27 protein-coding genes, 1 pseudogene and 1 other annotated feature are annotated in these 24,889 nt (G+C 51.9%); of the genes and pseudogenes, 24 read left to right on the top strand and 4 right to left on the bottom strand.

Annotated elements, in window-relative coordinates:
* The first annotated feature begins 24 nt into the window (after nucleotides 1-24).
* The 16 genes from DI44_RS04270 (at nucleotide 25) to DI44_RS04340 (ending at nucleotide 14,497) form a co-directional block, all read left to right on the top strand.
* The gene (locus DI44_RS04270) at nucleotides 25-498 is read left to right on the top strand and encodes a PRC-barrel domain-containing protein (protein ID WP_014196401.1); all 474 of its coding nucleotides are present in this window, start codon (nucleotides 25-27) and stop codon (nucleotides 496-498) included.
* A gap of 15 nt (nucleotides 499-513) precedes the next feature.
* Nucleotides 514-705 carry a hypothetical protein gene (locus DI44_RS04275; RefSeq protein ID WP_008881018.1) on the top strand — a complete coding sequence of 64 codons (192 nt, stop codon included), beginning with the start codon at nucleotides 514-516 and terminating at the stop codon, nucleotides 703-705.
* A gap of 11 nt (nucleotides 706-716) precedes the next feature.
* Nucleotides 717-851: a YrzQ family protein gene (locus tag DI44_RS18260; protein ID WP_013144658.1), complete on the top strand. Its 135-nt coding sequence runs from the start codon at nucleotides 717-719 to the stop codon at nucleotides 849-851.
* 118 nt (nucleotides 852-969) lie between these two features.
* Nucleotides 970-2,031 carry an AI-2E family transporter gene (locus tag DI44_RS04280; protein ID WP_033025899.1) on the top strand — a complete coding sequence of 354 codons (1,062 nt, stop codon included), beginning with the start codon at nucleotides 970-972 and terminating at the stop codon, nucleotides 2,029-2,031.
* 47 nt (nucleotides 2,032-2,078) lie between these two features.
* Nucleotides 2,079-2,303 (top strand) — a binding site (T-box leader).
* A gap of 46 nt (nucleotides 2,304-2,349) precedes the next feature.
* Nucleotides 2,350-4,986 carry an alanine--tRNA ligase gene (gene alaS, locus DI44_RS04285; RefSeq protein WP_014196399.1) on the top strand — a complete coding sequence of 879 codons (2,637 nt, stop codon included), beginning with the start codon at nucleotides 2,350-2,352 and terminating at the stop codon, nucleotides 4,984-4,986.
* A gap of 67 nt (nucleotides 4,987-5,053) precedes the next feature.
* The gene (locus DI44_RS04290; RefSeq protein ID WP_011232033.1) at nucleotides 5,054-5,320 is read left to right on the top strand and encodes an IreB family regulatory phosphoprotein; all 267 of its coding nucleotides are present in this window, start codon (nucleotides 5,054-5,056) and stop codon (nucleotides 5,318-5,320) included.
* Between the two features lie 4 nt (nucleotides 5,321-5,324).
* On the top strand, nucleotides 5,325-5,741 hold the full coding sequence (ruvX, locus tag DI44_RS04295) for a Holliday junction resolvase RuvX (RefSeq protein WP_011232032.1): 417 nt from the start codon (nucleotides 5,325-5,327) through the stop codon (nucleotides 5,739-5,741).
* A 15-nt stretch (nucleotides 5,742-5,756) separates the two neighbouring features.
* Nucleotides 5,757-6,056, top strand: a complete 300-nt coding sequence (locus DI44_RS04300) for a DUF1292 domain-containing protein (RefSeq protein ID WP_011232031.1) — start codon at nucleotides 5,757-5,759, stop codon at nucleotides 6,054-6,056.
* A 242-nt stretch (nucleotides 6,057-6,298) separates the two neighbouring features.
* The gene (mltG, locus tag DI44_RS04305) at nucleotides 6,299-7,390 is read left to right on the top strand and encodes an endolytic transglycosylase MltG (protein WP_033025897.1); all 1,092 of its coding nucleotides are present in this window, start codon (nucleotides 6,299-6,301) and stop codon (nucleotides 7,388-7,390) included.
* Nucleotides 7,391-7,827: 437 nt separating this feature from the next.
* Nucleotides 7,828-8,481, top strand: coding sequence for an O-methyltransferase (locus tag DI44_RS04310; RefSeq protein WP_014196397.1), 654 nt, complete (start codon nucleotides 7,828-7,830; stop codon nucleotides 8,479-8,481).
* Nucleotides 8,478-9,407, top strand: a complete 930-nt coding sequence (locus tag DI44_RS04315) for a peptidase U32 family protein (RefSeq protein WP_011232028.1) — start codon at nucleotides 8,478-8,480, stop codon at nucleotides 9,405-9,407. Before DI44_RS04310 ends, DI44_RS04315 begins: the two co-directional genes overlap by 4 nt.
* A gap of 18 nt (nucleotides 9,408-9,425) precedes the next feature.
* Entirely contained in the window at nucleotides 9,426-10,694 is a 1,269-nt protein-coding gene (locus DI44_RS04320) for a U32 family peptidase (RefSeq protein WP_011232027.1), read from the top strand.
* A gap of 1 nt (nucleotide 10,695) precedes the next feature.
* Nucleotides 10,696-11,331, top strand: a complete 636-nt coding sequence (udk, locus tag DI44_RS04325) for a uridine kinase (RefSeq protein ID WP_011232026.1) — start codon at nucleotides 10,696-10,698, stop codon at nucleotides 11,329-11,331.
* A 110-nt stretch (nucleotides 11,332-11,441) separates the two neighbouring features.
* The gene (gene greA, locus DI44_RS04330) at nucleotides 11,442-11,918 is read left to right on the top strand and encodes a transcription elongation factor GreA (RefSeq protein WP_011232025.1); all 477 of its coding nucleotides are present in this window, start codon (nucleotides 11,442-11,444) and stop codon (nucleotides 11,916-11,918) included.
* Between the two features lie 116 nt (nucleotides 11,919-12,034).
* The gene (locus DI44_RS04335) at nucleotides 12,035-13,807 is read left to right on the top strand and encodes a penicillin-binding protein 2 (RefSeq protein WP_033025896.1); all 1,773 of its coding nucleotides are present in this window, start codon (nucleotides 12,035-12,037) and stop codon (nucleotides 13,805-13,807) included.
* Between the two features lie 66 nt (nucleotides 13,808-13,873).
* Nucleotides 13,874-14,497, top strand: a complete 624-nt coding sequence (locus tag DI44_RS04340; RefSeq protein WP_014196395.1) for a YrrS family protein — start codon at nucleotides 13,874-13,876, stop codon at nucleotides 14,495-14,497.
* 113 nt (nucleotides 14,498-14,610) lie between these two features.
* Here DI44_RS04340 and DI44_RS04345 read toward each other — a convergent pair whose 3' ends face one another.
* On the bottom strand, nucleotides 14,611-14,820 hold the full coding sequence (locus tag DI44_RS04345; RefSeq protein WP_011232022.1) for a YrzA family protein: 210 nt from the start codon (nucleotides 14,818-14,820) through the stop codon (nucleotides 14,611-14,613).
* Nucleotides 14,821-15,009: 189 nt separating this feature from the next.
* Here DI44_RS04345 and DI44_RS04350 point away from each other — a divergent pair, with 189 nt between their 5' ends.
* From DI44_RS04350 to DI44_RS04385, 8 genes are all read left to right on the top strand, one after another.
* Nucleotides 15,010-15,657 carry a class I SAM-dependent methyltransferase gene (locus tag DI44_RS04350; protein ID WP_011232021.1) on the top strand — a complete coding sequence of 216 codons (648 nt, stop codon included), beginning with the start codon at nucleotides 15,010-15,012 and terminating at the stop codon, nucleotides 15,655-15,657.
* Nucleotides 15,658-15,671: 14 nt separating this feature from the next.
* Nucleotides 15,672-16,379 carry a 5'-methylthioadenosine/S-adenosylhomocysteine nucleosidase gene (gene mtnN / locus DI44_RS04355; RefSeq protein ID WP_021322000.1) on the top strand — a complete coding sequence of 236 codons (708 nt, stop codon included), beginning with the start codon at nucleotides 15,672-15,674 and terminating at the stop codon, nucleotides 16,377-16,379.
* A 275-nt stretch (nucleotides 16,380-16,654) separates the two neighbouring features.
* On the top strand, nucleotides 16,655-17,578 hold the full coding sequence (locus DI44_RS04360) for a cysteine synthase family protein (protein ID WP_011232019.1): 924 nt from the start codon (nucleotides 16,655-16,657) through the stop codon (nucleotides 17,576-17,578).
* Nucleotides 17,579-17,580: 2 nt separating this feature from the next.
* A complete protein-coding gene (locus DI44_RS04365) occupies nucleotides 17,581-18,714 on the top strand; it encodes a bifunctional cystathionine gamma-lyase/homocysteine desulfhydrase (RefSeq protein WP_033025895.1) in 1,134 nt (377 codons plus the stop codon).
* Nucleotides 18,715-18,776: 62 nt separating this feature from the next.
* Nucleotides 18,777-19,025, top strand: coding sequence for a YrhC family protein (locus tag DI44_RS04370; protein WP_011232017.1), 249 nt, complete (start codon nucleotides 18,777-18,779; stop codon nucleotides 19,023-19,025).
* Between the two features lie 375 nt (nucleotides 19,026-19,400).
* On the top strand, nucleotides 19,401-19,544 hold the full coding sequence (locus DI44_RS18245; RefSeq protein WP_011232016.1) for a YrzI family small protein: 144 nt from the start codon (nucleotides 19,401-19,403) through the stop codon (nucleotides 19,542-19,544).
* Nucleotides 19,545-20,069: 525 nt separating this feature from the next.
* Entirely contained in the window at nucleotides 20,070-20,783 is a 714-nt protein-coding gene (gene sigK, locus DI44_RS04380) for an RNA polymerase sporulation sigma factor SigK (RefSeq protein WP_020278372.1), read from the top strand.
* Between the two features lie 197 nt (nucleotides 20,784-20,980).
* Nucleotides 20,981-22,249 carry a cation:dicarboxylase symporter family transporter gene (locus tag DI44_RS04385; RefSeq protein WP_011232012.1) on the top strand — a complete coding sequence of 423 codons (1,269 nt, stop codon included), beginning with the start codon at nucleotides 20,981-20,983 and terminating at the stop codon, nucleotides 22,247-22,249.
* 695 nt (nucleotides 22,250-22,944) lie between these two features.
* Here the strand turns inward: DI44_RS04385 and DI44_RS04395 are convergent.
* The 3 genes and pseudogenes from DI44_RS04395 to DI44_RS18240 form a co-directional block, all read right to left on the bottom strand.
* A complete protein-coding gene (locus DI44_RS04395; protein WP_033025893.1) occupies nucleotides 22,945-23,169 on the bottom strand; it encodes a hypothetical protein in 225 nt (74 codons plus the stop codon).
* Between the two features lie 145 nt (nucleotides 23,170-23,314).
* The gene (locus DI44_RS04400) at nucleotides 23,315-23,917 is read right to left on the bottom strand and encodes a hypothetical protein (protein WP_128723157.1); all 603 of its coding nucleotides are present in this window, start codon (nucleotides 23,915-23,917) and stop codon (nucleotides 23,315-23,317) included.
* A gap of 539 nt (nucleotides 23,918-24,456) precedes the next feature.
* A pseudogene (locus tag DI44_RS18240) lies at nucleotides 24,457-24,735 on the bottom strand (site-specific integrase); the annotation flags it as partial.
* Nucleotides 24,736-24,889: the final 154 nt, after the last annotated feature.

The raw sequence follows: 24,889 nt of genomic DNA, 5'->3' as shown, positions 1-24,889 counted from the left end.
GGTGGCTGGAAAGGTGGGAGAACGATGCGGACGTTTTCCGACATCAAGGGCCTTCCCATTTATGAACAAACGACGGGAAAAATGGTCGGAACGATCGCTGACATTTGGTTTACCAGCCACGGCGCGGTCAAAGGGCTTGTCGCGGAACAGGGCGGTTTGTTCGGCCGCCGCCGCTATTTGCCGCTTTCAGCCGTGCAGTCGTTCGAAAACGACCGAGTCATCATCTGTGATGCCGATAGCTTCCAGCCGTTTCCTTCTTCTGACAGCGGCCACTCTCTTTACGGCGAACGCGGCCTCGCCGGCAGCATGGTTGTCGCCGCGGACGGAACAACGATCGGACTGTTGGATGACGTATATTTTGACGGGCAATTGGGCAAAATTGACGGATACGAGATCAGCGAGGGATTTTTTTCCGATTTGACCGAAGGAAAGAAACGAATGGAGCTCGCTCCGTTTACCGCCAGAGAAGGCGTGGTCACCGTGGAAACAACGATGTAAGGAGAGTGGCTGTCCATGCTCATTTGCCCGAATTGCAAACGAAAAAATTTAGGGAAAATCGGCGTCAACCAGTACTACTGCTGGGATTGCTTTATTGAGCTGTCCGTCTCGAAAGGGATGATCCACGCCCATCAAGTGGAAGAAGACGGAACGTTGAGTTCTCTTGACGACTTGTTTGACGACCACGAACGCACGATCCAATTTTAGGGGGGACACGCATGAACCGGATGATGACGTCGCTGTTAGCAGTCGGATTAGGCGTCGCCGCTTATCAGCTCGCCCAACGAAACGATTGGATGAACGGTCGCACGATGCGGAGGATGCGCCGCCGCTTGATGCAAGCGATCCGCTGACGGCGCTCGCCCTCGCCTTTGCGCGGGGGCGTCGCCTTGTGGCTGTCAAATAGTGCTAAAAGCGGTGAAGGCATATTTCCCGCCGCATCTCCTACACTAAACGGTAGGAGGTGTGGCGATGGGCGAGCAACAATGGCTGTCGTTCTTTCGCATCGGAAAATGGCTGCTCATGACGGCAATCATCTATTTGATCGTTCGGATGAAAGACGTTTGGCGGCCGGTCATTGATTTTATCGCAACGGTGTTGACGCCGTTTTTGCTGGCGTCGTTTATTACGTATTTGCTCTACCCGCTTGTGGAATCCATCCATCGCAAAGGAATGCCGCGCGCCCTTGCCATTTTGTTGATTTATTTGTTGTTTTTCGGTTTGGTCGGCTACGGCTTGTACCGCGGCGTGCCGCTATTCATCGCCCAGTTGCGTGAACTGGATGAACAGCTGCCGTCTTTGATGAATACATACCGCCAATGGGTGCGCCACATCCACGACGAGACGTCGAATTGGCCGCTTGAGGTGCACACACGCATCGAGGCGATGTTTGCCGAGATCGAGCAGGCAGCGGCGGCCGCCGTCGCGATGGCGATCAACGCCGCCAAATCGTTCATCGGTTCGGCGGCGACGCTGTTGATCATTCCGTTTATCGTCTTCTATATGTTAAAAGACATCGATGTGTTGAAAAAAGCGGTTTGGTACATGACACCGAAGCGGTGGCGTGGGCCGGGGATGGCGTTTTTGAAGGATGTCGATGAATCGCTCGGCGGCTACATTCGCGGCCAGCTGTTCGTCTGTGCGGCGATCGGTCTGGCAGCGGCGCTCGGCTTGTGGCTTGCGGGCATGGATTATCCGCTGTTGCTCGGCTTTGTCATTGGCGTGACGAACATCATCCCGTATTTTGGCCCGCTGATCGGCGCCGTTCCAGCGGTCATTTTGGCTGCCACCGTCTCGCTGAAAATGGTCGTGATCGTGCTTGTCATCATTTTTACCTTGCAGTTTTTAGAAGGGAACATCTTGTCGCCGTTGATCGTCGGCAAAAGCGTGCATATGCATCCGCTTGTCATTATGCTCGCCCTCTTTGCCGGCGGCGAGCTCGCCGGCGTGCTCGGCCTCATTCTCGCCGTTCCGACGGCGGCGGTGCTGAAAGTGGCCCTCGCCCATTGGAAAGAGCATTATGCTTCGCATTGACAAATGCTCTCTGCTTGTCTATAATCTTTCAATGAAAAAAGCGAATACATAACGCGATGACGGATCGAGTATGTTGCAGTCCATCTTAACGCGCGAGCTCGCGCACAGAGAGGAATTTCCGCGGCTGAAAGAAATTCCAGATGAAGGGCAACAGAAGGCTAATCCGGAGCGCAGGCAAAACCTGACGCAAGGCTGCGTTACGGCCAAAGAGGTGATGGGCGTTTTTTGCCCATAAACAGGGTGGTACCGCGAGCATAACTCTCGTCCCTGCAGGGGATGGGAGTTTTTTTATATAAAAGGCGAAAGGGGAGGATCATCATGAAAAAGCTGACATCCGCCCAAGTGCGGCGCATGTTTTTAGAGTTTTTCCAAGAAAAAGGCCATGCGGTTGAGCCGAGCGCATCGCTCATTCCGGTCGACGACCCGTCGCTGTTGTGGATCAACAGCGGCGTCGCGACGTTGAAAAAATACTTTGACGGGCGCATCGTTCCGGAAAACCCGCGCATTTGCAACGCGCAAAAATCGATCCGCACCAACGACATCGAAAACGTCGGGAAAACGGCGCGCCACCATACGTTTTTTGAAATGCTCGGCAACTTTTCGATCGGCGATTACTTCAAGCGTGAAGCGATCCATTGGGCATGGGAGTTTTTGACGAGCGACAAATGGATCGGTTTTGATCCGGAACGGTTGTCCGTCACCGTCCATCCGGAAGACGAGGAAGCGTACAACATTTGGCGCAACGAAATCGGCTTGCCGGAAGAGCGGATCATTCGCCTTGAAGGCAACTTCTGGGACATCGGCGAAGGCCCGAGCGGTCCGAACACGGAAATCTTTTACGACCGCGGCGAAGCGTTCGGCAACGACCCGAACGATCCGGAGCTGTACCCAGGCGGGGAAAATGACCGCTATTTAGAAGTATGGAACCTTGTCTTTTCGCAGTTTAACCATAACCCGGACGGCACGTACACGCCGCTGCCGAAGAAAAACATCGACACCGGCATGGGCTTGGAGCGGATGTGCTCGATTTTGCAAGACGTGCCGACGAACTTTGAAACCGACTTGTTCCTGCCGATCATCCGCGCGACCGAGCAGATCGCCGGCGAGCGGTATGGCGAAGATCCGGACAAAGACGTCGCCTTTAAGGTGATCGCCGACCATATTCGAGCCGTGACGTTCGCGATCGGCGACGGGGCGCTGCCGTCAAATGAGGGCCGCGGTTATGTGCTGCGCCGCCTGCTCCGCCGCGCGGTGCGCTATGCGAAACATATCGGCATTGACCGTCCGTTTATGTACGAACTCGTCCCGGTCGTCGGCGAGATTATGCACGACTACTATCCGGAGGTGAAAGAAAAAGCCGATTTCATCGCCCGCGTCATCCGGACGGAAGAAGAACGGTTCCATGAAACGCTCCATGAAGGGCTCGCCATATTGGCGGAGGTGATCGAAAAGGCGAAAGAGCAAGGAAGCGACGTCATTCCGGGCGAGGAAGCGTTCCGCCTGTATGATACGTACGGCTTTCCGATCGAGCTGACGGAAGAGTACGCCGCTGAAGCGGGCATGACGGTCGACCATGCCGGATTTGAGCGCGAGATGGAGCGGCAACGCGAACGGGCGCGCGCGGCCCGGCAAGATGTCGATTCGATGCAAGTCCAAGGCGGAGTGCTCGGTGACATTAAAGATGAAAGCCGGTTTGTCGGCTACGATGAGCTTGTTGCCGCATCGACGGTCATCGCCATCGTCAAAGACGGGCGGCTTGTCGAGGAAGTGAAAGCCGGCGAAGAGGCGCAAATCATCGTCGATGTGACGCCATTTTACGCCGAAAGCGGCGGACAAATCGCTGACCAAGGCGTGTTTGAAAGCGAAACAGGAACAGCGGTCGTCAAAGATGTGCAAAAAGCGCCGAACGGCCAACATCTTCATGCGATCATCGTCGAACGCGGAACGGTGAAAAAAGGATCCCGCTATACGGCGCGCGTCGATGAAGCAAAGCGGATGCGCATCGTAAAAAACCATACGGCGACCCATTTGCTCCATCAAGCGCTAAAAGACGTGCTCGGCCGCCATGTCAACCAAGCGGGGTCGCTTGTCGCCCCGGACCGGCTTCGTTTTGACTTCACCCATTTTGGGCAAGTGAAGCCAGAGGAGCTCGAGCGCATCGAAGCCATCGTCAACGAACAAATTTGGAAAAGCCTCCCGGTTGACATTTTTTATAAACCGCTCGAGGAAGCGAAAGCGATGGGCGCGATGGCGCTGTTTGGCGAAAAATACGGCGACATCGTCCGCGTCGTCAAAGTCGGCGACTACAGCCTCGAGCTGTGCGGCGGCTGCCATGTGCCCAACACATCAGCCATCGGGTTGTTTAAAATCGTCTCCGAGTCCGGCATCGGCGCCGGCACGCGTCGGATTGAAGCGGTGACCGGAGAAGCGGCATACCGCTTTATGAGCGAACAGCTTGCTATTTTGCAAGAGGCGGCGCAAAAACTGAAAACAAGCCCGAAAGAATTGAATGCGCGTCTTGACGGACTGTTTGCCGAGCTGAAAGAGCTCGAGCGCGAAAATGAATCGCTTGCTGCCCGCCTCGCCCATATGGAAGCTGAGCACCTCACCCGTCAAGTGAAAGATGTAAACGGCGTGCCGGTGTTGGCGGCAAAAGTGCAGGCCAATGACATGAATCAACTGCGGGCCATGGCTGATGATTTGAAACAAAAGCTCGGCACGGCGGTCATCGTGTTGGCGTCCGCCCAGGGCGGAAAAGTGCAACTGATTGCCGCAGTAACGGACGATTTGGTGAAAAAAGGATTCCATGCCGGCAAGCTGGTGAAAGAAGTAGCGTCGCGTTGCGGTGGGGGCGGCGGCGGGCGCCCGGATTTGGCGCAAGCTGGCGGCAAGGACCCAAGCAAGGTCGGCGAAGCGCTCGGTTATGTCGAAACATGGGTGAAATCCGTTTCCTAATTGGCGCGGATCGTGTACAATGGATGTAAAAGGACGGGGTGCCTGAATAAGGAGCGAGGTGGAAACGGTGAGCTCGTTTGACCAAACGATGCAGTTTCATTTTTCCGAGGAGCCGGCCGAGACGAACGTTCGCGAAGTGTTGTTGACGGTGTATGGCGCCTTGCAGGAAAAAGGCTACAATCCGATCAATCAAATTGTCGGCTACTTGTTGTCCGGCGACCCAGCTTACATTCCGCGCCATAAAGATGCGCGTGCGCTCATCCGCAAAATTGAACGCGACGAATTAATCGAGGAATTGGTGAAATTCTATTTACAGGGGCAACGAAAGGATTAACCTAATGCGGACGCTAGGATTAGATTTGGGAACGAAAACGCTCGGCGTTGCCGTTAGCGACGAACTCGGCCTTACAGCGCAAGGATTGGAGACGATCGCCATTGATACGGAGCGCGGCGACTACGGCTTAAAGCGGCTGCGCGCCATCATCGATGAGTACGGCGTCGATACGATTGTCGTCGGGTGGCCGAAAAACATGAACGGCACGCTCGGGCCGCGCGCTGAGGCAAGCGAGCGGTTCGCCGCCAAATTGCGAGAGGAGTTTTCTTTGCCCGTTGTGCTTTGGGATGAACGGCTGTCGACGATGGCCGCCGAACGGATGTTGATCGCTGCCGACGTCAGCCGGAAAAAGCGGCGGAAAGTGATCGACAAAATGGCGGCGGCCGTCATTTTGCAGTCATATTTGGACAGTAAACGATAAATTGGAGGAGAAAACATGGAACACGGAGACCGTCATATTACCGTTGTCGACGAACATGGCAACGAGCAGCTGTGCGAAATTTTGTTTACGTTTGAATCAGATGATTTCGGCAAATCGTATGTGTTTTACTATCCGGTCGGCGTCGAGGCGGAAGATGAAAACGGCGAGACGGAAGTGCACGTTTCCGCCTTCATCCCTGGGGATGAGAACAAAGAAGGCGAACTGCTCCCAATCGAGACGGAAGAAGAGTGGGACATGATCGAAGAAGTATGGAATACGTTTTGCGCTGAACAGGAAGAGGAAGACGACGAATAACGGACAGCAGAGGGGGGCCAAAAGGATCGGGGCCCCTTTTCTTATTGCCGTATTATGCGCTGAGAAACGATAAGTTGTGTTCCATGCAATGGTTCAGACATCTTCTTGTTTGTCCGACAAATGTTGCGAAGGGCTTCGATTGACCGGCGCGTATCCTCCCCTGGCTTTGCATTTTTTGACCGTCAAGGGCGAAAAATGCGGAACTTTGTAGTATAATATGGCCGGGTGAAAGGAGGACAAAGATGAAACAGAACGATTTTAGGGCGCCAGAGGCGCGGCTTGTGCGGAAAATCGTCTTGATTGTCTGTGCTGTTCTGCTGGCGGCGTTTGTCATTGCCGGCGCCAGCAGTTTCTTATACATCCGTTCAGCGCTTAAGCCCGTCGACCCGAATGACCGCACCCCGGTCCATGTCTCGATTCCGATCGGTTCATCGGCGGCGGCGATTGCCGAGCAGCTCGAACAAAAGCGGCTCATTAAAAGCGCGGCCGTGTTTCGCTTATATGTCCGCTGGAAAAATGAATCCGGCTTCCAGGCTGGGGAGTATGAGTTGACGCGGGCGATGCCAATGGCGCGCATCATTGAGCTGTTAAAAACGGGGAAATCGCTAAAAATCGGATTGAAGCTGACCGTTCCGGAAGGGTCGCAATTGGTGCAAATCGCTGACCTCATTGCCGCGAAAACAGGGTACAAACAAGAACAAATTATGAAATTGCTTAACGATCGCGCGTATATCGAACGGCTGATGAAAATGCACCCGGATTTGTTGACTGATGATATTTTTCACAAAGGCATCCGCTATCCGCTGGAAGGCTACTTGTTCCCGGCGACGTATGTGTTTGCTGACGAAAAGCCGCCGCTCTCAGAGATCATTGAGGCGATGGTGGCGAAAACGGCAGCTGTGCTTGACACATATAAGGCAGCGATGAAAGAAAAGAACATGTCGCCGCATCAGCTGTTGACGATGTCGTCGCTCATTGAGGAAGAGGCGACGGAAAAAGCTGACCGCCAAAAAATCGCCAGCGTGTTTTACAATCGGCTGCACCGCGGCATGCCGCTTCAAACCGACCCGACCGTTTTGTACGCCCTTGGCGAACATAAAGAGCGTGTGTTGTATAAAGATTTGCAGGTCAATTCGCCGTACAACACGTACATTCATAAAGGGCTGCCGCCGGGGCCGATCGCCAACGCCGGCGTAATGTCGATCGAAGCGGCGCTTGAACCGGCGGCGACCGACTATTTATACTTTTTGGCGACACCGGGCGGCGAGGTCATTTTTACGAAAACGTTGGCCGAGCATAACCGGGAAAAGGCGAAGCATATTGGAAAACAATAGGTCAAAACGGAAGGTAATGGCCGGTGGGGTGAAACGGCTTCGCTTTTCCGCTGTTTTATGGTAGTATAGTTGAACAGACCAACGATAAGAGTCCTTTGCGGCTCTTATTTTTCATGACGACAAAGCGCAAATGCCGGGTTGTATATAGATGCAATTTGAAGCTTTACCATTTGTAGTTTTTCCCGAGTATTTGATCGACTGTCGGGCGACCGAACAACGCCGCTTCCAGACCCATATATGGGTCTGTGAAGCAGGCCGGTTGTTCGGTCTTCCGTCACGCCAAGGCGTGACGGAGGCAAGCCACAGGCTTGCCTCCGTCAGTCGAAAATGGGCAAACCGCTTTTCCGTCAAGGATATATTAAACTTCTTCGTTGCATCTATATAGTTCAACTTTGGCGAGCGCTTTTCAGTTTGCTGACGGCAGGGAGGAATTCCTCTTGCTTTCCAATGACATTGTTTCGTACTTGCAAAAGCTGCGTCCGGCGCCGGATGAGGACATTGAGGAGATGGAGCAGTACGCCTATCGGCACCGCATACCGATCATGGATCCGGTGAGCGTCGAAGTGCTGTTATTCATCTTGAAGCTGATCAGGCCGCGCCGCATTTTGGAAATCGGCACGGCGATCGGCTATTCGGCGATCCGGATGGCAAAGGCGCTGCCGGACGCGCGCATTGTGACGATCGAAAAAGACCGGGAGCGGTATGAGCGCGCCCGTTTTTACATCGAAAAGACGAACACCAAGCGGCAAATCGAGGCGGTGTTGGGCGATGCGCTCGCGGTCGAGGCCGGTGTGGCGGCCGCCGCGCCGTTTGATGTGCTGTTTATTGATGCCGCCAAAGGGCAATATGAGCGCTTTTTTACGCTCTATGAGCCGTTTGTGGCTGCAGGCGGCCTCATCATCAGCGACAACGTCTTGTTTAAGGGGCTCGTCGCCGCCGAAGCGCCGGCGGACAATCGACGGCTTTGGAACATCGCCCGAAAAATTCGCCGCTACAATGAGTGGCTCATGAGTCGAAGCGGTTATGATACGGTCATCATTCCGGTCGGCGATGGGCTCGCCATATCGAAAAAACGAGGTGAAGAACAGTGAAAAAACCCGAATTGCTCGTGACGCCGACGAGCGTTGCCCATATCGACGAGCTGGCTGAAGCCGGAGCGGACGCGGTCATCATTGGCGAGCAGCGCTACGGTTTGCGGCTTGCCGGCGAATTTTCCCGCCATGATGTCGCTGCCGCCGTCAAAGCCGCCCACCGGCGCGGCATGAACGTGTATGTGGCGATGAACGCCATTTTCCATAACGATAAAGTGGACGAGCTTGGCGACTACGTCGCGTTTTTGGCTGATGTCGGCGCCGATGCCATCGTCTTCGGCGATCCCGCGGTGCTCTTGACTGTCCGAGAAACGGCGCCGCACATGAAGCTCCACTGGAGCACGGAGACGACAGCGACGAACTGGTATGCGTGCAACTATTGGGGCCGGAAAGGGGCGAAGCGCGCCGTCTTGGCCCGCGAGTTGAACATGGACGCCATTTTGGAAATCAAAGCCCATGCCGAAGTGGAAATCGAGGTGCAAGTGCACGGCGCGATGTGCATGTACCAATCGAAGCGCTCGCTGATCGGCAGCTATTTTGAATATCAAGGGAAAGTGATGGAAGTTGAACGGAAGAAGTACGAAAAAGGGATGTTTCTTTACGACAAAGAGCGCGACAACAAATATCCGATTTTTGAAGACGAAAACGGCACGCATATTATGAGCCCGAACGATGTTTGCATGATCGATGAGCTCGGCGACATGGTCGAGGCCGGCATCGACAGCTTTAAAATTGACGGGATTTTGCACGAGCCGCGCTACATTACCGAAGTGACGAAGCTGTACCGCCGCGCCATCGATTTATGCGCGGATGACCGCGAGCGGTACGAACGGGAAAAAGAGGAGCTGCTTGCGGCCGTTGAAGCGCTTCAGCCGCCGCATCGCCGCATCGACACCGGATTTTTCTTCAAAGAGACCATTTATTGAGAAAAGGAGGGAAGCAGCATGCTTTTAAAAAATGATCGCATCTCCGAAATCATTGACGGCAAGCGCGTCATTGTGAAAAAGCCAGAGCTGCTCGCCCCGGCCGGCAACTTGGAAAAACTGAAAATCGCCGTCCATTACGGCGCAGACGCCGTCTTTATCGGAGGCCAAGAGTACAGCTTGCGCGCCAACGCCGACAACTTTACGATCGAGGAAATTCGCGAAGGGGTCGAATTTGCCAATCGATACGGAGCCAAAGTATACGTAACGGCCAATATTTACGCCCATAACGAAAACATCCCTGGCCTTGATGACTATTTGCGGGCGCTTGAAGATGCCGGTGTTTGCGGCATCATCGTCGCCGACCCGCTCATCATCGAAACGGCGCGCCGGGTGGCGCCGAAGCTTGAAGTGCATTTAAGCACGCAGCAATCGCTTACCAACTGGAAAGCGGTCCAATTTTGGAAAGAGGAAGGGCTCGAGCGGGTTGTGCTCGCTCGTGAAGTGGGCGCAGAAGAAATCCGGCAGATCAAAGAGAAAGTCGATATTGAAATCGAGGCGTTCATCCATGGGGCGATGTGTTCCGCCTACTCCGGCCGCTGTGTATTGAGCAACCATATGACGGCGCGCGACTCAAACCGCGGCGGATGCTGCCAGTCGTGCCGCTGGGATTACGATTTGTATCAGCTCTCGGACGGCCGGGAAATTCCGTTGTTTGAAAAAGGGGACGCTCCGTTTGCGATGAGCGCGAAAGATTTGAACTTAATCCGCGCCATTCCGGTGATGATCGAATTGGGTGTGGATAGCTTGAAAATTGAAGGGCGGATGAAATCGATCCATTACGTGGCGACGGTTGTCAGTGTCTACCGGAAAGTCATTGATGCCTACTGCGCTGACCCAGACCATTTCACGATCCGCGAAGAGTGGGTGCGGGAGCTGGAGAAATGCGCCAACCGCGAGACGGCGCCGTCGTTCTTTGACGGCTTCCCGGATTATACGAACCATATGTACGGGACGCACAGCCGGAAAACGACTCATGAATTCGCCGGTTTGGTGCTTGGCTATGACCCGGAGACGGGCATCGCCACCGTCCAGCAGCGCAACCATTTCCGCCCGGGCGATGAAGTCGAATTTTTCGGTCCGGAAATTGAAAACTTCACCCAAGTGATTGAGAAAATTTGGGACGAAGACGGCAACGAGCTTGATGCGGCGCGCCATCCGCTGCAAATCGTGAAGTTTAAGGTCAAGCGCCCTCTCTTCCCGTACAACATGATGAGAAAGGAGAATTAAGATGGGGAAGAAGCCCGTTGTCATCGGCGTCGCCGGCGGCTCCGGCTCGGGGAAGACGAGCGTCGCCCGCGCGATTTACGACCATTTCGGCGACCGCTCGATCCTTGTTTTGGAGCAAGACTTTTACTATAAAGATCAAAGCCATCTTCCGTTTGAAGAGCGGCTGAAGACGAACTATGACCATCCGCTGGCGTTTGACAACGATTTGTTGATTGAGCATATTCATAAGCTGCTTCGCTATGAGCCGATTGACAAGCCGGTGTACGATTATACGCTGCACACTCGCTCAAGCGACGTCATTCGCGTGGAGCCAAAGGATGTCATCATCGTGGAGGGCATTCTTGTCTTGGAGGATGAGCGACTCCGCAATTTAATGGACATTAAAGTATATGTCGACACCGACCCGGACATCCGCATCATCCGCCGTCTCATCCGCGATATTAAAGAGCGCGGCCGCACGTTCGATTCGGTCATCGAGCAATATTTGTCCGTCGTCCGGCCGATGCACAACCAGTTTGTCGAACCGACGAAGCGCTACGCGGATGTGATCATTCCGGAAGGCGGACAGAACGTCGTCGCCATCGATTTAATGGTGGCAAAAATTCGCACAGTTCTTGAACAAAAAGCGGTTTTGTAATAACATAACAGAGACAAAACAATATATTATATAACAAGTAAGCGTACGAACAGCCGTTTTTGCTGTTCGTACGTTTTACATAATGCAGAATATATAGAGGAGTGAGATGAATGGCGAACGAAAAGCAGTATCCGATGACGAAAGAGGGAAAAGAGAAACTGGAACAAGAGCTTGAGTACTTAAAAACGGTCAAGCGGAAAGAAGTGGTGGAGCGCATTAAGATTGCGCGCGGGTTCGGGGATTTGTCGGAAAACTCGGAGTACGATGCTGCCAAAGATGAGCAGGCGTTTGTCGAATCGCGCATCCAAATGCTTGAAAACATGATCCGCAACGCCGTCATCATTGAAGAAGACAAAGAAAACCCGGACGTCGTCTCGCTCGGCAAGTCGGTCACGTTCATTGAACTTCCAGACGGCGAGGAAGAGACGTATACGATCGTCGGCAGCGCTGAAGCCGATCCGTTTGAAGGGAAAATTTCCAACGACTCGCCGATTGCGAAATCGCTTCTCGGCCGCCGCGTCGGCGATGAGGTGACGGTGCAAACGCCGGGCGGGGAAATGCTTGTGAAAATCGTGGCTGTGAAATAAGAAGCAGGAGGCGGCCGACCTGAACAAGCGGCGGTGTGCGAAGCGAAGAAAATTGCCGCCGCTTGACGTTTCAAACGGAAACACCTCGTCAACACTGATGATGAGGTGTTTTCTTTATGTGGAAAAAACGAACGCTTGCCATGCTCGCCCTCATTCAACTGGGCTTGTTGTTGCTTGTCGGGCGATTGGCGCAGATCCAGCTGATTGACGCCGAGTCGTTCGCCAATCATAATTTAATTGCCGAAAGCGTCGCCCAGCGGACACAAGAACTGATCATTGACGACGGGCGCGGCTCGTTCGTCGACCGAAATGGCGCGCCGCTCACGAAGCGATACGTGCCGTCGCTTGTCTTATTCCCGTTTTTAACGACGATGAAATGGCCGATGGAACAAGTCGCCCGCATCACCGGCGTCTCTAAAGAAGAGATCCGCCGCCAGCTTGGGCAGGCGGACGGTCCGTTCGTCTTAGAGAAGGATGGAGAGCCGCTCGCCTTGAGCGCCCAGCAAATGAAGCAAATTAACGATTTGCGCATTCCGGGCGTCTTAGCTGTCAATAAACAATACTCTCTTGAGGTGGTGTACGCTCCGCATTTGCTTGGCTTCACCCGCCCAGATCAGGAGCTCATCAAGAAGCGTTATCCAAAACGGCCGCTGCCGCCAAAGACCGAAGTGGGCATTCAAGGACTTGAGAAGGCGTTTGATGAGTTTTTGCTCGCCGACGGCGAAACGAAGCTGCTTTATCACGTTGACGCCGAAGGGCGGCCGCTGTTTGGGCTCGATGTCAAATACAGCGATACGGGCAACCCGTTTTATCCCGTCACCGTGCAAACGACGCTTGACCGTGACTTGCAGCAAGAGATGGAGCAGATCGTTGACCGATACGGGTTGAAAAAAGGCGGTCTCGTTTTGCTGGATATTGACACAAACAGTGTGCTCGCCATGGTCAGCCGCCCAAACATGGATCCGCGTGATCCGTACAAAAACCGCGGGGCGGAAAACCAAATAGTGTTGCCGCAAATCCCTGGCTCGATTTTTAAAACAGTCATTGCGGCCGCGGCGCTTGATGAGGGGCTCGCCTCGCTTGAGACAACGTTTGACTGCAGCCGAAAAATTGACGGCAAAACCCGCGATGAGGAGCATGATTACGGCATGCTTGATTTAGCGGACAGCTTTGCCGTCAGTTGCAACAATGCTTTCGCCACGCTCGGCAAGCAGTTGATCGAGCACGATCCCGATGCGTTTGAAACGTATGCGAGAAAGCTTGGGCTGTATCCGACGGCCGGCTGGGAAGGGGCGGTGTACCATGAAGAGCATTTCCGTCAGTTCCCGGAGGAGCAGAAAGGAACGATTTGGCATGATCCGCGCGACAAGAGGGTGCCGCTTGCGGTGGCGCAAACGGCGATCGGGCAAAAAAATGTACGCGTCTCGCCGCTTGGCGTCGCCAACATGATGGCGACCATCGCCCGCGGCGGCGAAGCGCTTCAGGTGCGGGCCGTTGACAAAGTGCTGTATAAAAACGGTGCGACCCTCTTTTCGTTTCCGCCTCAACCGGCTTCAGACATGGCGCCGATCGCGCCGCAGACGGCCGAAGAGCTGCAGCGGCTTTTGCGCAGCGTTGTCACCAAAGAGGATGGCACCGGCCGCCGCTTCCGTTCGCTGCCGTATCCGGTCGCCGGCAAATCCGGGACGGCGGAGACAGGAAAAATGGACGGCGGTGCTGAATTCATTAATAAATGGTTTGCTGGCTATTTTCCAGCCGACCGCCCGAAATACGCCCTCGCTGTCGTTGAGCTCGACTGCCCGAGCGGGCGGGCCTCGACGAATGATGTGTTCGCCGCCGCAGTCGAGGCGCTTTATGCTTATGACCACGCCAAAAATGAAGTGAAGTGACGAACCAAATGTAAGGGGAATCCATGTTTCCAGCACGAACATCATCCAAAGAAGGGAGAGGAGACGGTGGCGCAAATGGGGACACGCTTTGCCGCCCGCGCCAAGCGGCGGAGAATCAACCGTTGGCTCAATGGAGCCATTGCCGTTGTCGTGCTGCTCATTTTGATTGTCGGCGGGAACTTGCTGTTTGGCGATCAGCCGAGCGAGAAGGCGGTTGATCGCGAAGCCAAAACAGAAGCGGCCAATGCGAAGCGGGTGGAAGTGGAAACAGGCGAAGCGGCGGCGCCGGCGGAAGCCGAAACGCCCGCCGAGGAAGAAGATGCTGCTTCCACCGATGAAACGAGCGAAGCGGGCATGACAGAAACGCCGGGCCCGCCGGGGTCCAACGTTGAAAAAGAAATCGTCAACCCGGCATGGCAGCCGATCGGTACGACGCAAACGGAGCCGCATGAAACGGTGTTTAAGAAAGATTCGGTCGACTGGAAGGAAATGCTCGATGCCGTCAGCTATGCGACCGGCATCGCCCCGGAGGAGATGATCGTTTGGTTCATCGGCAACAACGGGCCGAACAAAGCAGTCGCGACGATTTCGACGAAAGATCAAACCGCCCATTACAAAGTGTACATTGAATGGGTGACGAACGAAGGCTGGAAGCCGACGAAAGTGCAAAAGTTGAAGCAAAAGCCATAAGCGGCATGATGAGGGGAAGCGGAGATATTCGAAACTTTGGCGGCATCAGTGAAACAATGGCGGTTCATTAGCGGCGGAAAAATACACAGGCGCCCAAAAACGAAGGGCGCCTGTTATTTTTTCGCTTTGAAATGAACGACTGCGCTGTACCACCGCTTTCCGTTTTCCATGACGTGCATTTGATGGGATACATGATGGACGGAAAGCAAGAGCGCCTTGTTATGTTCAATTTGTTCGTTGATTTTTTTCTCGAGCGTCCGCAAGTCGTCCGCTTCAAAAAATTCGATTTTGTCCTCGATCAAATCAAGAGAAATGTTCGGCATCGTTCTTCCTCCTTTCCATTGTCAGTGTAGCAAATTTTCCCGCCCTCATCCACCGGAGTACAAGGGGGAACAATACGAACGAACATGATCGTTGAACAAGGGAAAAACATATGCTACAGTAAGAGCAGGCAATACGAAAAAAACATACTATATTTATAGGAATTATAAACTTTTTTGGGGTGTGACCATATGGGCAGAGAGTTTCTTGACTTGTTTGAGCAATGGGCGGAATCGTATGACCGATCGGTCGAAGGATACGATGAGCAATATCGAGACGTGTTTGCCGGTTATGACCGCATTTTAAGCACGGTCGCCGACAAAGCCGGCCAAGTCGTGCTCGAGTTTGGCGTCGGCACAGGCAACTTGACGAAAAAGCTGCTTGAGCGCGGCAAGCAGGTGTACGGGATCGAGCCATCGGCGCCGATGAGGAAAAAAGCGGCGGAAAAGCTCAGCGGGCGAGCGGTCATTCTGGACGGCGATTTTTTGCAATTTCCGACACCGCCGGAGCCGATCGACACGATCGCCAGCACGTATGCGTTTCATCATTTGACGGATGCGGAAAAAGACGAAGCGCTGGCCAAATATAGTCAATTGCTCCATCCGGGTGGTAAAATAGTGTTTGCCGATACGGCGTTTCGCGACAAAGAGGCGTTCCGCCAGGCGATTGAGGAAGCCCGAGCGCGCGGCTTCCACGATTTGGCCGACGATTTGGAACGCGAATATTATACGACGCTTGACGTATTGGCATCACTGTTTTCCAAGCATGGCTTTTCCGCCTCCTTTGCGCAGCAAAACGCGTTCGTCTGGGTGATGGAGGCGGTGAAACAAACGACATAGAAAGAGGGAGAACGATGAAAGCAGCCATTATTGGAGCCATGGAAGAGGAAGTGGCGATTTTGCGTTCGCGCATGGAAGGGCGCGAGGAAACGGTCATCGCCGGGTGCGAATTTTCCAAAGGGCGCCTTGACGGCGTGGAGGCGGTGTTGTTGAAATCCGGGATCGGCAAAGTGAACGCCGCCATGGGAACGACGCTTCTGCTTGATCACTTTCGCCCTGATTTCGTGATCAATACCGGTTCGGCCGGCGGATTTTTGCCTTCGCTTCGTGTCGGAGATCTTGTCATTTCCGAGGAAGTCGTCCATCATGACGTCGATGTGACCGCGTTCGGCTACGCTTACGGGCAAGTGCCTGGCCTGCCGGCGCGCTACCGGGCGGATGAGGCGCTTGTTGAGGCGGCCAAGCAGGCGGCGGCGCGGCTTGATGGCCTGCAGGCAGTGACCGGCTTGATCGCCACCGGCGATTCGTTTATGAACGATCCAAAACGAGTCGAATTTGTGCGCGGTCAGTTTCCGGAATTGTGCGCCGTCGAAATGGAAGCGGCGGCGATCGCCCAAGTGTGCGTGCAATTTGGAACGCCGTTTGTCATCATCCGGGCGTTGTCTGATATTGCTGGTGAGGAGTCGGACGTGTCGTTTGAACAGTTTTTGGAGACGGCGGCGAAACATTCGGCTGAACTTGTCTTGTCGATGCTTTCCGTTATGAAACAGAAGCGCTATTAAGATGCAGCGAAAAAGCAGCTTGTCTATTTTCTCGACTGTCGAAGGCAAGCCTATGGCTTGCCTCCGTCACACTAAGGCGTGACGGAAGACCGAACAACGACTCGCTTAAAGACCCATGAATGGGTCTTTAAGCAGTGTTGTTCGGTCACTCGACAGTCGGATGAAATGATCGGCAAAAACGAAAAATGTTAAAGCTTTAAATTGCATCTATATATAGACAACAGAACACCGCCGTTTTGCTGCTAAACTGAGCGTGAAGAAACGGAGTGACTTGTATGCGCGTAGCAAAAAGCATCCATGAGTTGATCGGCCATACGCCGGTTGTCGAAATTACGCGCTTCCCCCTCCCGGAAGGCGTTCGGCTGTTCGCCAAGCTTGAATACTTCAATCCTGGCGGAAGCATTAAAGACCGGCTCGGACAAGAGCTGTTGCGCGAGGCGTTTGCATCAGGAAAACTGAAAGAGGGGGGCACGATCATCGAGCCGACGGCCGGCAACACCGGCATCGGTCTGGCGCTGGCGGCGATCGGCAAAAACGTGAACATCATTTTTTGTGTGCCGGAAAAATTCAGCATCGAAAAACAACAGCTGATGAAGGCGCTCGGGGCGCAAATCGTTCATACACCGACTGAAGAGGGAATGGAAGGAGCAATCCGCAAAGCGGAGGAGCTCGCCCGCACGATTCCAGGCGCCTATTGCCCCCAGCAGTTCCAAAACCCGGCCAATCCAAGGACGTATTACAAGACGCTCGGTCCGGAGCTGTGGGACGATTTGGACGGACAGATCGACATTTTTGTCGCCGGCGCCGGCTCCGGCGGCACGTTTATGGGGACAGCGACGTTTTTAAAAGAAAAAAACCCGGCCATTAAAACGGTCATCGTGGAACCGGAAGGCTCGATTTTAGGCGGCGGCAAGCCGGGTCCGCATCGGACGGAAGGGATCGGCATGGAGTTTTTGCCGCCGTTTATGGATCCGGATTATTTTGATGCCATCTACACGATCGCGGACGATGACGCGTTCCGGCGCGTCAGCGAACTCGCGAGACAGGAGGGGCTTTTGGTCGGCAGTTCGTCCGGCGCCGCGTTTCATGCCGCCTTGATGGAAGCAGAGAAGGCAAAGCCAGGGACGAATATCGTCGTCATTTTTCCGGACGGGAGCGAACGCTATTTAAGCAAACACATTTATGAAGGTGGGAGGTAACGATGAGGCGGAAAACAATGCTCATTCATGGCGGCATTCCGGGGGATCCGCATACTGGAGCGGTGTCGGTCCCGATTTATCAAGTGAGTACGTATAAGCAAGAAGAAGTTGGAAAGCATAAAGGGTTTGAATACTCGCGCACCGGCAACCCGACGCGCGCGGCGCTTGAGAAGCTGATCGCTGATCTCGAGGGCGGCGAAGCCGGCTTTGCGTTCGCTTCCGGTATGGCGGCAATTACGGCCGTCATGATGTTGTTTCAAAGCGGCGACCATCTAGTGCTCACTGACGATGTGTACGGCGGCACGTATCGCGTCATGACGAACGTGCTGAATCGGTTCGGGCTTGAGGCGACGTTCGTCGATACGAGCGATGTCGCCAACATCGAGGCGCACATCCGGCCGAATACGAAAGCCATCTATATTGAAACGCCGACGAACCCGCTGTTGAAAATCACTGACTTGCAAGCCGCCGCCGCCATTGCCCGTGCGCATGGGCTGCTATTGATCGTCGATAACACGTTTTCCACTCCGTACTTTCAGACGCCGCTTGAGCTTGGCGCCGATATCGTCATCCATAGCGCGACGAAATATTTAGGCGGCCATAGCGACGTCGTCGCTGGGTTGGCGGTTGTCCGCACGCCGGAGCTTGCCGAGCGGCTCCATTACGTGCAAAATTCAACCGGCGGCGTGCTCGGGCCGCAAGATTCATGGCTATTGATGCGCGGGATGAAAACGCTCGCCGTGCGGATGGAGGAACATGAAGAAAATGCGCGCCAAATCGCTGTTTTTTTGGCTGAACACAAGGCGGTCAAGCGCGTCCATTATCCAGGTCTTCCGGATCATCCGAACCACGAGTTGGCGAAAAAGCAAATGCGCGGATTTGGCGGCATGATTTCGTTTGATGTCGGCAGCTTGGAGCGCGCCGAGAAAGTGCTGTCGCGCGTGCGCTACTTTACGCTTGCCGAAAGCTTAGGGGCGGTCGAAAGTTTAATTTCGTTGCCAGGGAAAATGACGCACGCCTCGATCCCGAAGGAACGGCGCGAACAGCTCGGCATTACCGATGACCTGATCCGTTTGTCGGTCGGGCTTGAAGATGTCAACGATCTGCTTGACGATTTGGCGAAGGCGCTTGGCTGAAATTGCCGCTCCCCCCTTCTGTCCATGTATGATACAGTGAAAGGGGAGAGGAGGGATCGGGCTTGAACGAGCAGCAACGAAACGAGCTGCGGGCCAAGGCGGGCGACTTTAAAACATACAGTCTCGTCTTGTTCGCGTTTGGAGCGTTTCTCTATTTCGGAACGATCATCCCAGGAGCGGTTGAGACAGCGAAAAAGCCGTTCGCCCTATTGGCAGTCGCCGTCTGTTTTACCGCGTCGCTTTCCTGTTTGCGCCAAGCCGCCCGCTATGCCCGCCGTCTTGAGGAAGAAGAAAAGCGGTTCGAACCGTAAACCTGCCTTTTGGCCGAAAGGCGGGTTTTTGTTTAGCCACCATGCTGGCATTCAAGGGAAAGCAAGCTTTTTGCCTATTTTGCAAAAAAACGGTTTACAATGGAAATAATTTTGGATATAATTGCCTACGTAGCATCATTTCCAAAGGGAGGTCGAAGACAATGACAATGATGATGTGGACAACAGTAACGCATCCATTCTATCAAACGGCTATTCGACCTTCCGCCGACCGGGAATGAACGTGCACCGATGACGAAAAACAGCGATCAGGCCGCAGAAGGGGAGTAGTCTCGCTTTCTGCGGCCTTTTTGTACGCTTAGCCGCAGAAACGCCTTCCTTCTGCGGTTTTTTTGCATGGAAAGGAGGTGAGGGGGTATGACGATCCATTTGTTTTTTATCACGATCACGATTGAGCGGAGAAAGCCGCGGCAACGGAACATCGAAGAGGAGCGGTTCGCGCGTGCAGCTGAGGAGGAGTTGCTTGACCGCAAATGTTCCGCTCATCAACGGTTGTTTTAAAACAATGGAGATGAAAGGGGAGAAGATTCATGTCAATTGTACCAGTATGGCTTGTGATGTGGATGAAACAGACGGGAGACTCGACTTGACTCAGGCTAAAGGGGGGATATCGGTGCTCCGCGTGCTGTTGTTGACGGTCGAATTTCACGAATTGTTCAAAATGTGGCGGAAGCGCTCCTTGTCTTCTTTGGTAAAATAAAATCTAGAAGAGAAGGTCAAGGAGGGAACGGGGATGTTCGCCATTGTCATGTCGATCATCATTACCGCGTCGATTGCGCTTGTTGTCGCCGCGGAAGTCAGCGTTGAGGCAAGAGCGTAAGCACGGCGGTTCTTCTGCATCGGGAGGGGGATAAGCAGGCGGACCGCATCAGCAGAACGTTGGCATCAATCGTTTTTGATTGGTCAGGTCATTGCCGGCTCATTTCGGGCCGGTCTATTTTTGTCGTAAAGACACGGACAACATCGCCCCTGCATATACATAACGATAGGCGGTTTCCGCCGATGACAGCAGGCGGGGGTGAGAGCATGTCCGGCATTTTCACGGCGTTTACGTTTCTGTTGAAAGAGCTGACGTTTCTTGTCTCGTATATTAAAAACAATGCGTTTCCCCAGCCGTTAAGCGCTCAAGAAGAGGAAAAGTATTTGGCGCTGATGGCAAAAGGCGACGAGCAAGCCCGCAACCGGCTCATCGAACACAACTTGCGCCTTGTTGCCCACATTGTGAAAAAGTTTGAAAATACGGGAGAAGAGGTCGAGGATTTAATCTCCATTGGCACGATCGGCTTGATCAAGGCGATTGAAAGCTATTCGCCGGGCAAAGGAACGAAGCTGGCAACGTATGCGGCTCGATGTATCGAGAACGAAATCCTGATGCACCTGCGTTCATTAAAAAAAACGCGCAAAGACGTCTCGTTGCATGAGCCAATCGGCCAGGACAAAGAAGGAAACGAAATCAGCCTGCTTGATATTTTAAAAGCCGAAGGCGAAGACATCGTCGATGAAATCCACTTGAACATGGAGCTCGAACAAGTCAAACAATATATCAGCGTGCTTGATGAGCGGGAAAAAGAGGTGATCATCAATCGCTTTGGCCTCGGTCGGCAGCGGGAAAAAACGCAGCGTGAAATCGCCAAAGAGCTCGGCATCTCGAGAAGCTATGTCTCGCGCATTGAAAAACGGGCATTAATGAAAATGTTTCACGAGTTTTATCGGCAGGAAAAAGAAAAACGGCGGTCATAACAAAAGCGGGTTGCTGGTGCAGCGACCCGCTTTTTCAGTAGTGGAAGAATAGAAATTATTTTAAAAAACTGAATTCTTTCATTTATATCCTTTGATGAAGCGATTTCAATCAAAAATATTGACAGATTTTATTTTTAAAAGTAAAATAATTTTGTCGTCTTTTGTCTAAATTTGTCTAAAGGAGGCGAAAAAGCATCATGCGCAAGATCGGCTTGGCATGGCAAATTTTCATCGGCCTTATTCTCGGGATTATGGTTGGGGCCATTTTTTACGGAAGCCCTAAAGTAGCGACGTATTTGCAGCCGATCGGAGATGTTTTTCTCCGTTTAATTAAGATGATCGTCATCCCGATCGTCGTCTCGAGCTTGATTGTCGGCGTCGCCAACGTCGGTGATGTGAAAAAGCTCGGAAAGTTGGGCGGCAAAACGATCCTTTATTTTGAGATCATTACGACGATTGCCATTATCGTCGGCCTCTTGGCAGCGAACATTTTCCAACCAGGCGTCGGCGTCAATATGAAGTCGCTTGAGAAAACGGATATCCAGTCGTATGTCGATACGACGAACGAAGTGCAGCACCATTCGATGGTTGAAACATTTGTCAACATCGTGCCGAAAAACGTGTTTGAAGCGCTGTCGACCGGGAATATGCTGCCGATCATCTTCTTCTCGGTGATGTTCGGGTTGGGCGTAGCCGCGATCGGTGAAAAAGGGAAACCGGTGCTTCGCTTTTTCCAAGGCACAGCGGAAGCGATGTTTTATGTGACGAACCAAGTGATGAAGTTTGCGCCGTTTGGCGTTTTCGCCTTGATCGGCGTGACGGTGTCGAAATTCGGCGTCGCTTCGCTCCTTCCGCTCAGCAAGCTTGTTGTGCTCGTTTATGCGGTCATGGCGTTCTTCGTGTTGGTGGTGCTTGGCGCTGTGGCCAAATTGGTAGGTACAAATATTTTCCATATTATAAAAATCTTAAAGGATGAATTAGTGCTTGCCTATAGCACGTCGAGCTCGGAAACCGTGTTGCCTAAGGTTATGGAAAAAATGGAGAAATTCGGTTGTTCAAAGGCTGTAACATCCTTTGTCGTTCCGACCGGCTATTCGTTCAACTTGGATGGGTCGACGCTCTATCAGGCGCTGGCGGCTGTCTTTATCGCTCAACTGTACGGCATCGACATGCCGATTTCGCAGCAAATCTCGCTTGTGCTCGTTTTAATGGTGACGTCCAAAGGGATTGCCGGCGTCCCAGGCGTATCGTTTGTCGTCTTATTGGCGACGCTTGGCACGGTTGGCATTCCAGTTGAAGGATTGGCGTTTATCGCCGGCATCGACCGCCTTTTGGACATGGCGCGCACAGTGGTCAACGTCATCGGCAACTCGCTGGCGGCGGTTGTGATGTCGAAATGGGAAGGGCAATATAACGAAGAACAAGGAAAACAATACATCGCTGAGTTGCAGCAGCAAAGCGCCTAAGAAAAAAGTGGCTCAGATGTGTTGATTAACCATTAAAAACCAGTTGACATCGTCCTATTCCTAGCTTTTCTGCCGTAGTCGGCAAGCGTGTGGCTTGCCTCCGTCACGCCTTAGCGTGACGGAAGACCGAACAACGCCGCTTCACAGACCCATTCATGGGTCTGGAAGCGGCGCTGTTCGGTCACTCGACAGTCGGATGCAATGACCGGCAAAGACGAAAAATGTTAAAGCTTTAAATTGCATCTATATAAGTTGCAATAAAGATTTTCCGATTGTTCGATTCTGTTTTCCTTCATAACAAGTCATTTTGATAGAATGCGGTGGGCGCTCTACTGGATGTAAAACAAAGTTTCAACTTATATAGAACCAAAAAATGAAAAGCATTGATTTTAGTGGAACTCGAAAGACTCGGAGAAGACAAACTAAAAGAAGCAATTGAGAATGTCGAGGATACAAATATTGAACTTTGGGTGAAAGTAGACAGAATTCTGGAAAGGGTAAGAAATATAATTGAAACAGAAAACAGATTCATCGAATTACAACGTATGTTTACTCCAAAACAAATAAATTAAGAGGGAGCCATAAAAAGCCATCCCTCTTTTTTACATCGAATTTTTTTGTTAATGGTATTATTAAAGGTTGAAGTGTATATCATATATTATGTGACAAGAAAAAACAACGAAAAGTACAATACATCATATTTCGATATCAGCAACTTCTTCAAAATCGACAATTTGAGGAATTTCGTTAGCCACCATTAAATCCCGGATTAAAGATAATTTTAATGCTGTTTCAAAATCGACATATTCTTTTTCTTCAGCGTTCATTTTATAAAAAGGGACGTTAAGGACTTTATACTTTTCGCCATCAATAGTCCACGCAAACTCTTTTCTAACGATTTTTTCGGTTTTTTCATTCATTACGGGTACCTCCCCGATTGTAGTGGCCATAACACTCACCCTTGGTCACTCCCTTTTACTTTTTTTACCTACCATTTTTCCCTTTTGTGGTTTTTTTAAACGTCGTCCCTTTTTATGTCTTGTACCTTTTTGTTACTTTTTATATTCAACGTTTGTTTAATCGTTCCTTCATCAGTTTCTTCGCCATTTTCAACTTTTCTGCAAGATGTGGATTATTACCCAGTCTTTGTTCCATCCTTGGTGGTGAAGATTCGCTTGAAGGCTTGCTGACAGTGACGATTATGATTCGTCGTTGATTGTTAACAGCTGCAAATCCTAAAGATATTTTATACTGCTCTGGATCGGCATTTTTTCTGAGGGTATAAGATAGCTGAGGAAACCCCTTCCATTGTGCTTTTTGGACGGTATCCGCTTCCTTTATTTTATCAATAATACTTATGATGATTTCTACGGAATCAGAACCAACCCTCTCAAACATTCTTTTCAGCGAATGCCTTCCCGGTCTCACCACTTTATTTTTGTACAATTGTTCAGACGGGATACCTCCGACGATTGAATTTTTAACATCCAAGACGGTTTGTTTTTGTTCATCCGTTAAGTATTCAAGGTCTTTTCCGTATTCTTCGAATTCTTGAAGTTCTTCCATAGTGTATTCAGCGGCAATTTTACGAATTTGCTCAATTTGACGCTTTTCCAAAACAATAATTTCGTCAATGGTCAATCGTTTCTCGTCTTTAAACTGAACCACAAACCGAGATCCCTGGAACTGAGACACTCCACTACACGTCCTTCTTACATTTTCTAGAATTCTATTACATTTCATTATATCATAGTAGATTCCGTTGAGAAGTGTCTTATACATAAAAAACCCCTCTTTTTCAAGAGGGCAAAAAAAATCACCATAAATAAAATTACTGCAAACTGCAATGATAGACGGAATTCCTAAAGTAAGATAAAAGAAGTTGTTGTTTTGTTGATCAAAGAAATTTGTCCAAATAAAAACATCATCATCCTGAGATCATCCATATCTCCTCATCATCCGTAAGTTAGCAGGAAATTCATGCACTATGTTTTGTTTTTTGTGAATTATCTTCGCATCAAAGAATTACCTCTTGTTTTTAATTAAGCAGAGGGAGATTTGACCGTCTTTGGCTGGAGTAAGTGCCGGTTAAATTGGGATGAAAACGCCAAAGGCCATGGCAATCCTCGAAGAAGGATTCAAAGATGCCATGGCCGTACTGGACTATCCAAATTGTTATCGGTGACGCCTAAGCACAACAAACTCTGTTAAAATTTTGGCAACGTCTCCATAGCATCAGCCAAATCACTATAACTGTCTTTTAAGTATCGAGACGTAGTGGCAATATTACTATGCCCAGCAAACCTCCGCACTTTCTCGATATCATTGTTCGTCGCCTTTAGCATCCACTTACAAAACGTATGCCGGAACATATGGGGCGTCAGTTTTTTATTCGGCAGGCTGTAGCTTTCGATCATTCGCTGGATGCCCCGGACCGAAAACTTCGGCGAGCGCTGGCTATAAAAAACATATGGCGATGCAGCCACCCGAGTTCGACAGTGACTAGGCAAACAAAATGCCTCTCGACCCTTGATACAAAAGGGAAGGGAGGCATTTGAGCACACTTCGGGCGTGTATCTAGGGGCGAGGATGGATGCCTAGGATCTTCGGAGGAGGTTCCAGCCCTAGAGCCGCAAAGAG

The organism is Geobacillus sp. CAMR5420 (assembly GCF_000691465.1).
In the GTDB taxonomy this organism is placed as follows: domain Bacteria; phylum Bacillota; class Bacilli; order Bacillales; family Anoxybacillaceae; genus Geobacillus; species Geobacillus thermoleovorans.
Note: the sequence above shows the minus strand (reverse complement) of the source record. Positions and strands in the feature narration are given on the sequence as shown.

What these genes read in the sequence shown, in the direction of transcription:
- DI44_RS04270 (WP_014196401.1), top strand. Translation starts at nt 25, where the DNA reads ATGCGGACGTTTTCCGACATCAAGGGCCTTCCCATTTATGAACAAACG.
- DI44_RS04275 (WP_008881018.1), top strand. Translation starts at nt 514, where the DNA reads ATGCTCATTTGCCCGAATTGCAAACGAAAAAATTTAGGGAAAATCGGC.
- DI44_RS18260 (WP_013144658.1), top strand. Translation starts at nt 717, where the DNA reads ATGAACCGGATGATGACGTCGCTGTTAGCAGTCGGATTAGGCGTCGCC.
- DI44_RS04280 (WP_033025899.1), top strand. Translation starts at nt 970, where the DNA reads ATGGGCGAGCAACAATGGCTGTCGTTCTTTCGCATCGGAAAATGGCTG.
- alaS (WP_014196399.1), top strand. Translation starts at nt 2,350, where the DNA reads ATGAAAAAGCTGACATCCGCCCAAGTGCGGCGCATGTTTTTAGAGTTT.
- ruvX (WP_011232032.1), top strand. Translation starts at nt 5,325, where the DNA reads ATGCGGACGCTAGGATTAGATTTGGGAACGAAAACGCTCGGCGTTGCC.
- DI44_RS04300 (WP_011232031.1), top strand. Translation starts at nt 5,757, where the DNA reads ATGGAACACGGAGACCGTCATATTACCGTTGTCGACGAACATGGCAAC.
- mltG (WP_033025897.1), top strand. Translation starts at nt 6,299, where the DNA reads ATGAAACAGAACGATTTTAGGGCGCCAGAGGCGCGGCTTGTGCGGAAA.
- DI44_RS04320 (WP_011232027.1), top strand. Translation starts at nt 9,426, where the DNA reads ATGCTTTTAAAAAATGATCGCATCTCCGAAATCATTGACGGCAAGCGC.
- udk (WP_011232026.1), top strand. Translation starts at nt 10,696, where the DNA reads ATGGGGAAGAAGCCCGTTGTCATCGGCGTCGCCGGCGGCTCCGGCTCG.
- greA (WP_011232025.1), top strand. Translation starts at nt 11,442, where the DNA reads ATGGCGAACGAAAAGCAGTATCCGATGACGAAAGAGGGAAAAGAGAAA.
- DI44_RS04335 (WP_033025896.1), top strand. Translation starts at nt 12,035, where the DNA reads ATGTGGAAAAAACGAACGCTTGCCATGCTCGCCCTCATTCAACTGGGC.
- DI44_RS04345 (WP_011232022.1), bottom strand. Translation starts at nt 14,820, where the DNA reads ATGCCGAACATTTCTCTTGATTTGATCGAGGACAAAATCGAATTTTTT.
- DI44_RS04350 (WP_011232021.1), top strand. Translation starts at nt 15,010, where the DNA reads ATGGGCAGAGAGTTTCTTGACTTGTTTGAGCAATGGGCGGAATCGTAT.
- mtnN (WP_021322000.1), top strand. Translation starts at nt 15,672, where the DNA reads ATGAAAGCAGCCATTATTGGAGCCATGGAAGAGGAAGTGGCGATTTTG.
- DI44_RS04360 (WP_011232019.1), top strand. Translation starts at nt 16,655, where the DNA reads ATGCGCGTAGCAAAAAGCATCCATGAGTTGATCGGCCATACGCCGGTT.
- DI44_RS04365 (WP_033025895.1), top strand. Translation starts at nt 17,581, where the DNA reads ATGAGGCGGAAAACAATGCTCATTCATGGCGGCATTCCGGGGGATCCG.
- DI44_RS18245 (WP_011232016.1), top strand. Translation starts at nt 19,401, where the DNA reads ATGACGATCCATTTGTTTTTTATCACGATCACGATTGAGCGGAGAAAG.
- sigK (WP_020278372.1), top strand. Translation starts at nt 20,070, where the DNA reads ATGTCCGGCATTTTCACGGCGTTTACGTTTCTGTTGAAAGAGCTGACG.
- DI44_RS04385 (WP_011232012.1), top strand. Translation starts at nt 20,981, where the DNA reads ATGCGCAAGATCGGCTTGGCATGGCAAATTTTCATCGGCCTTATTCTC.
- DI44_RS04395 (WP_033025893.1), bottom strand. Translation starts at nt 23,169, where the DNA reads ATGAATGAAAAAACCGAAAAAATCGTTAGAAAAGAGTTTGCGTGGACT.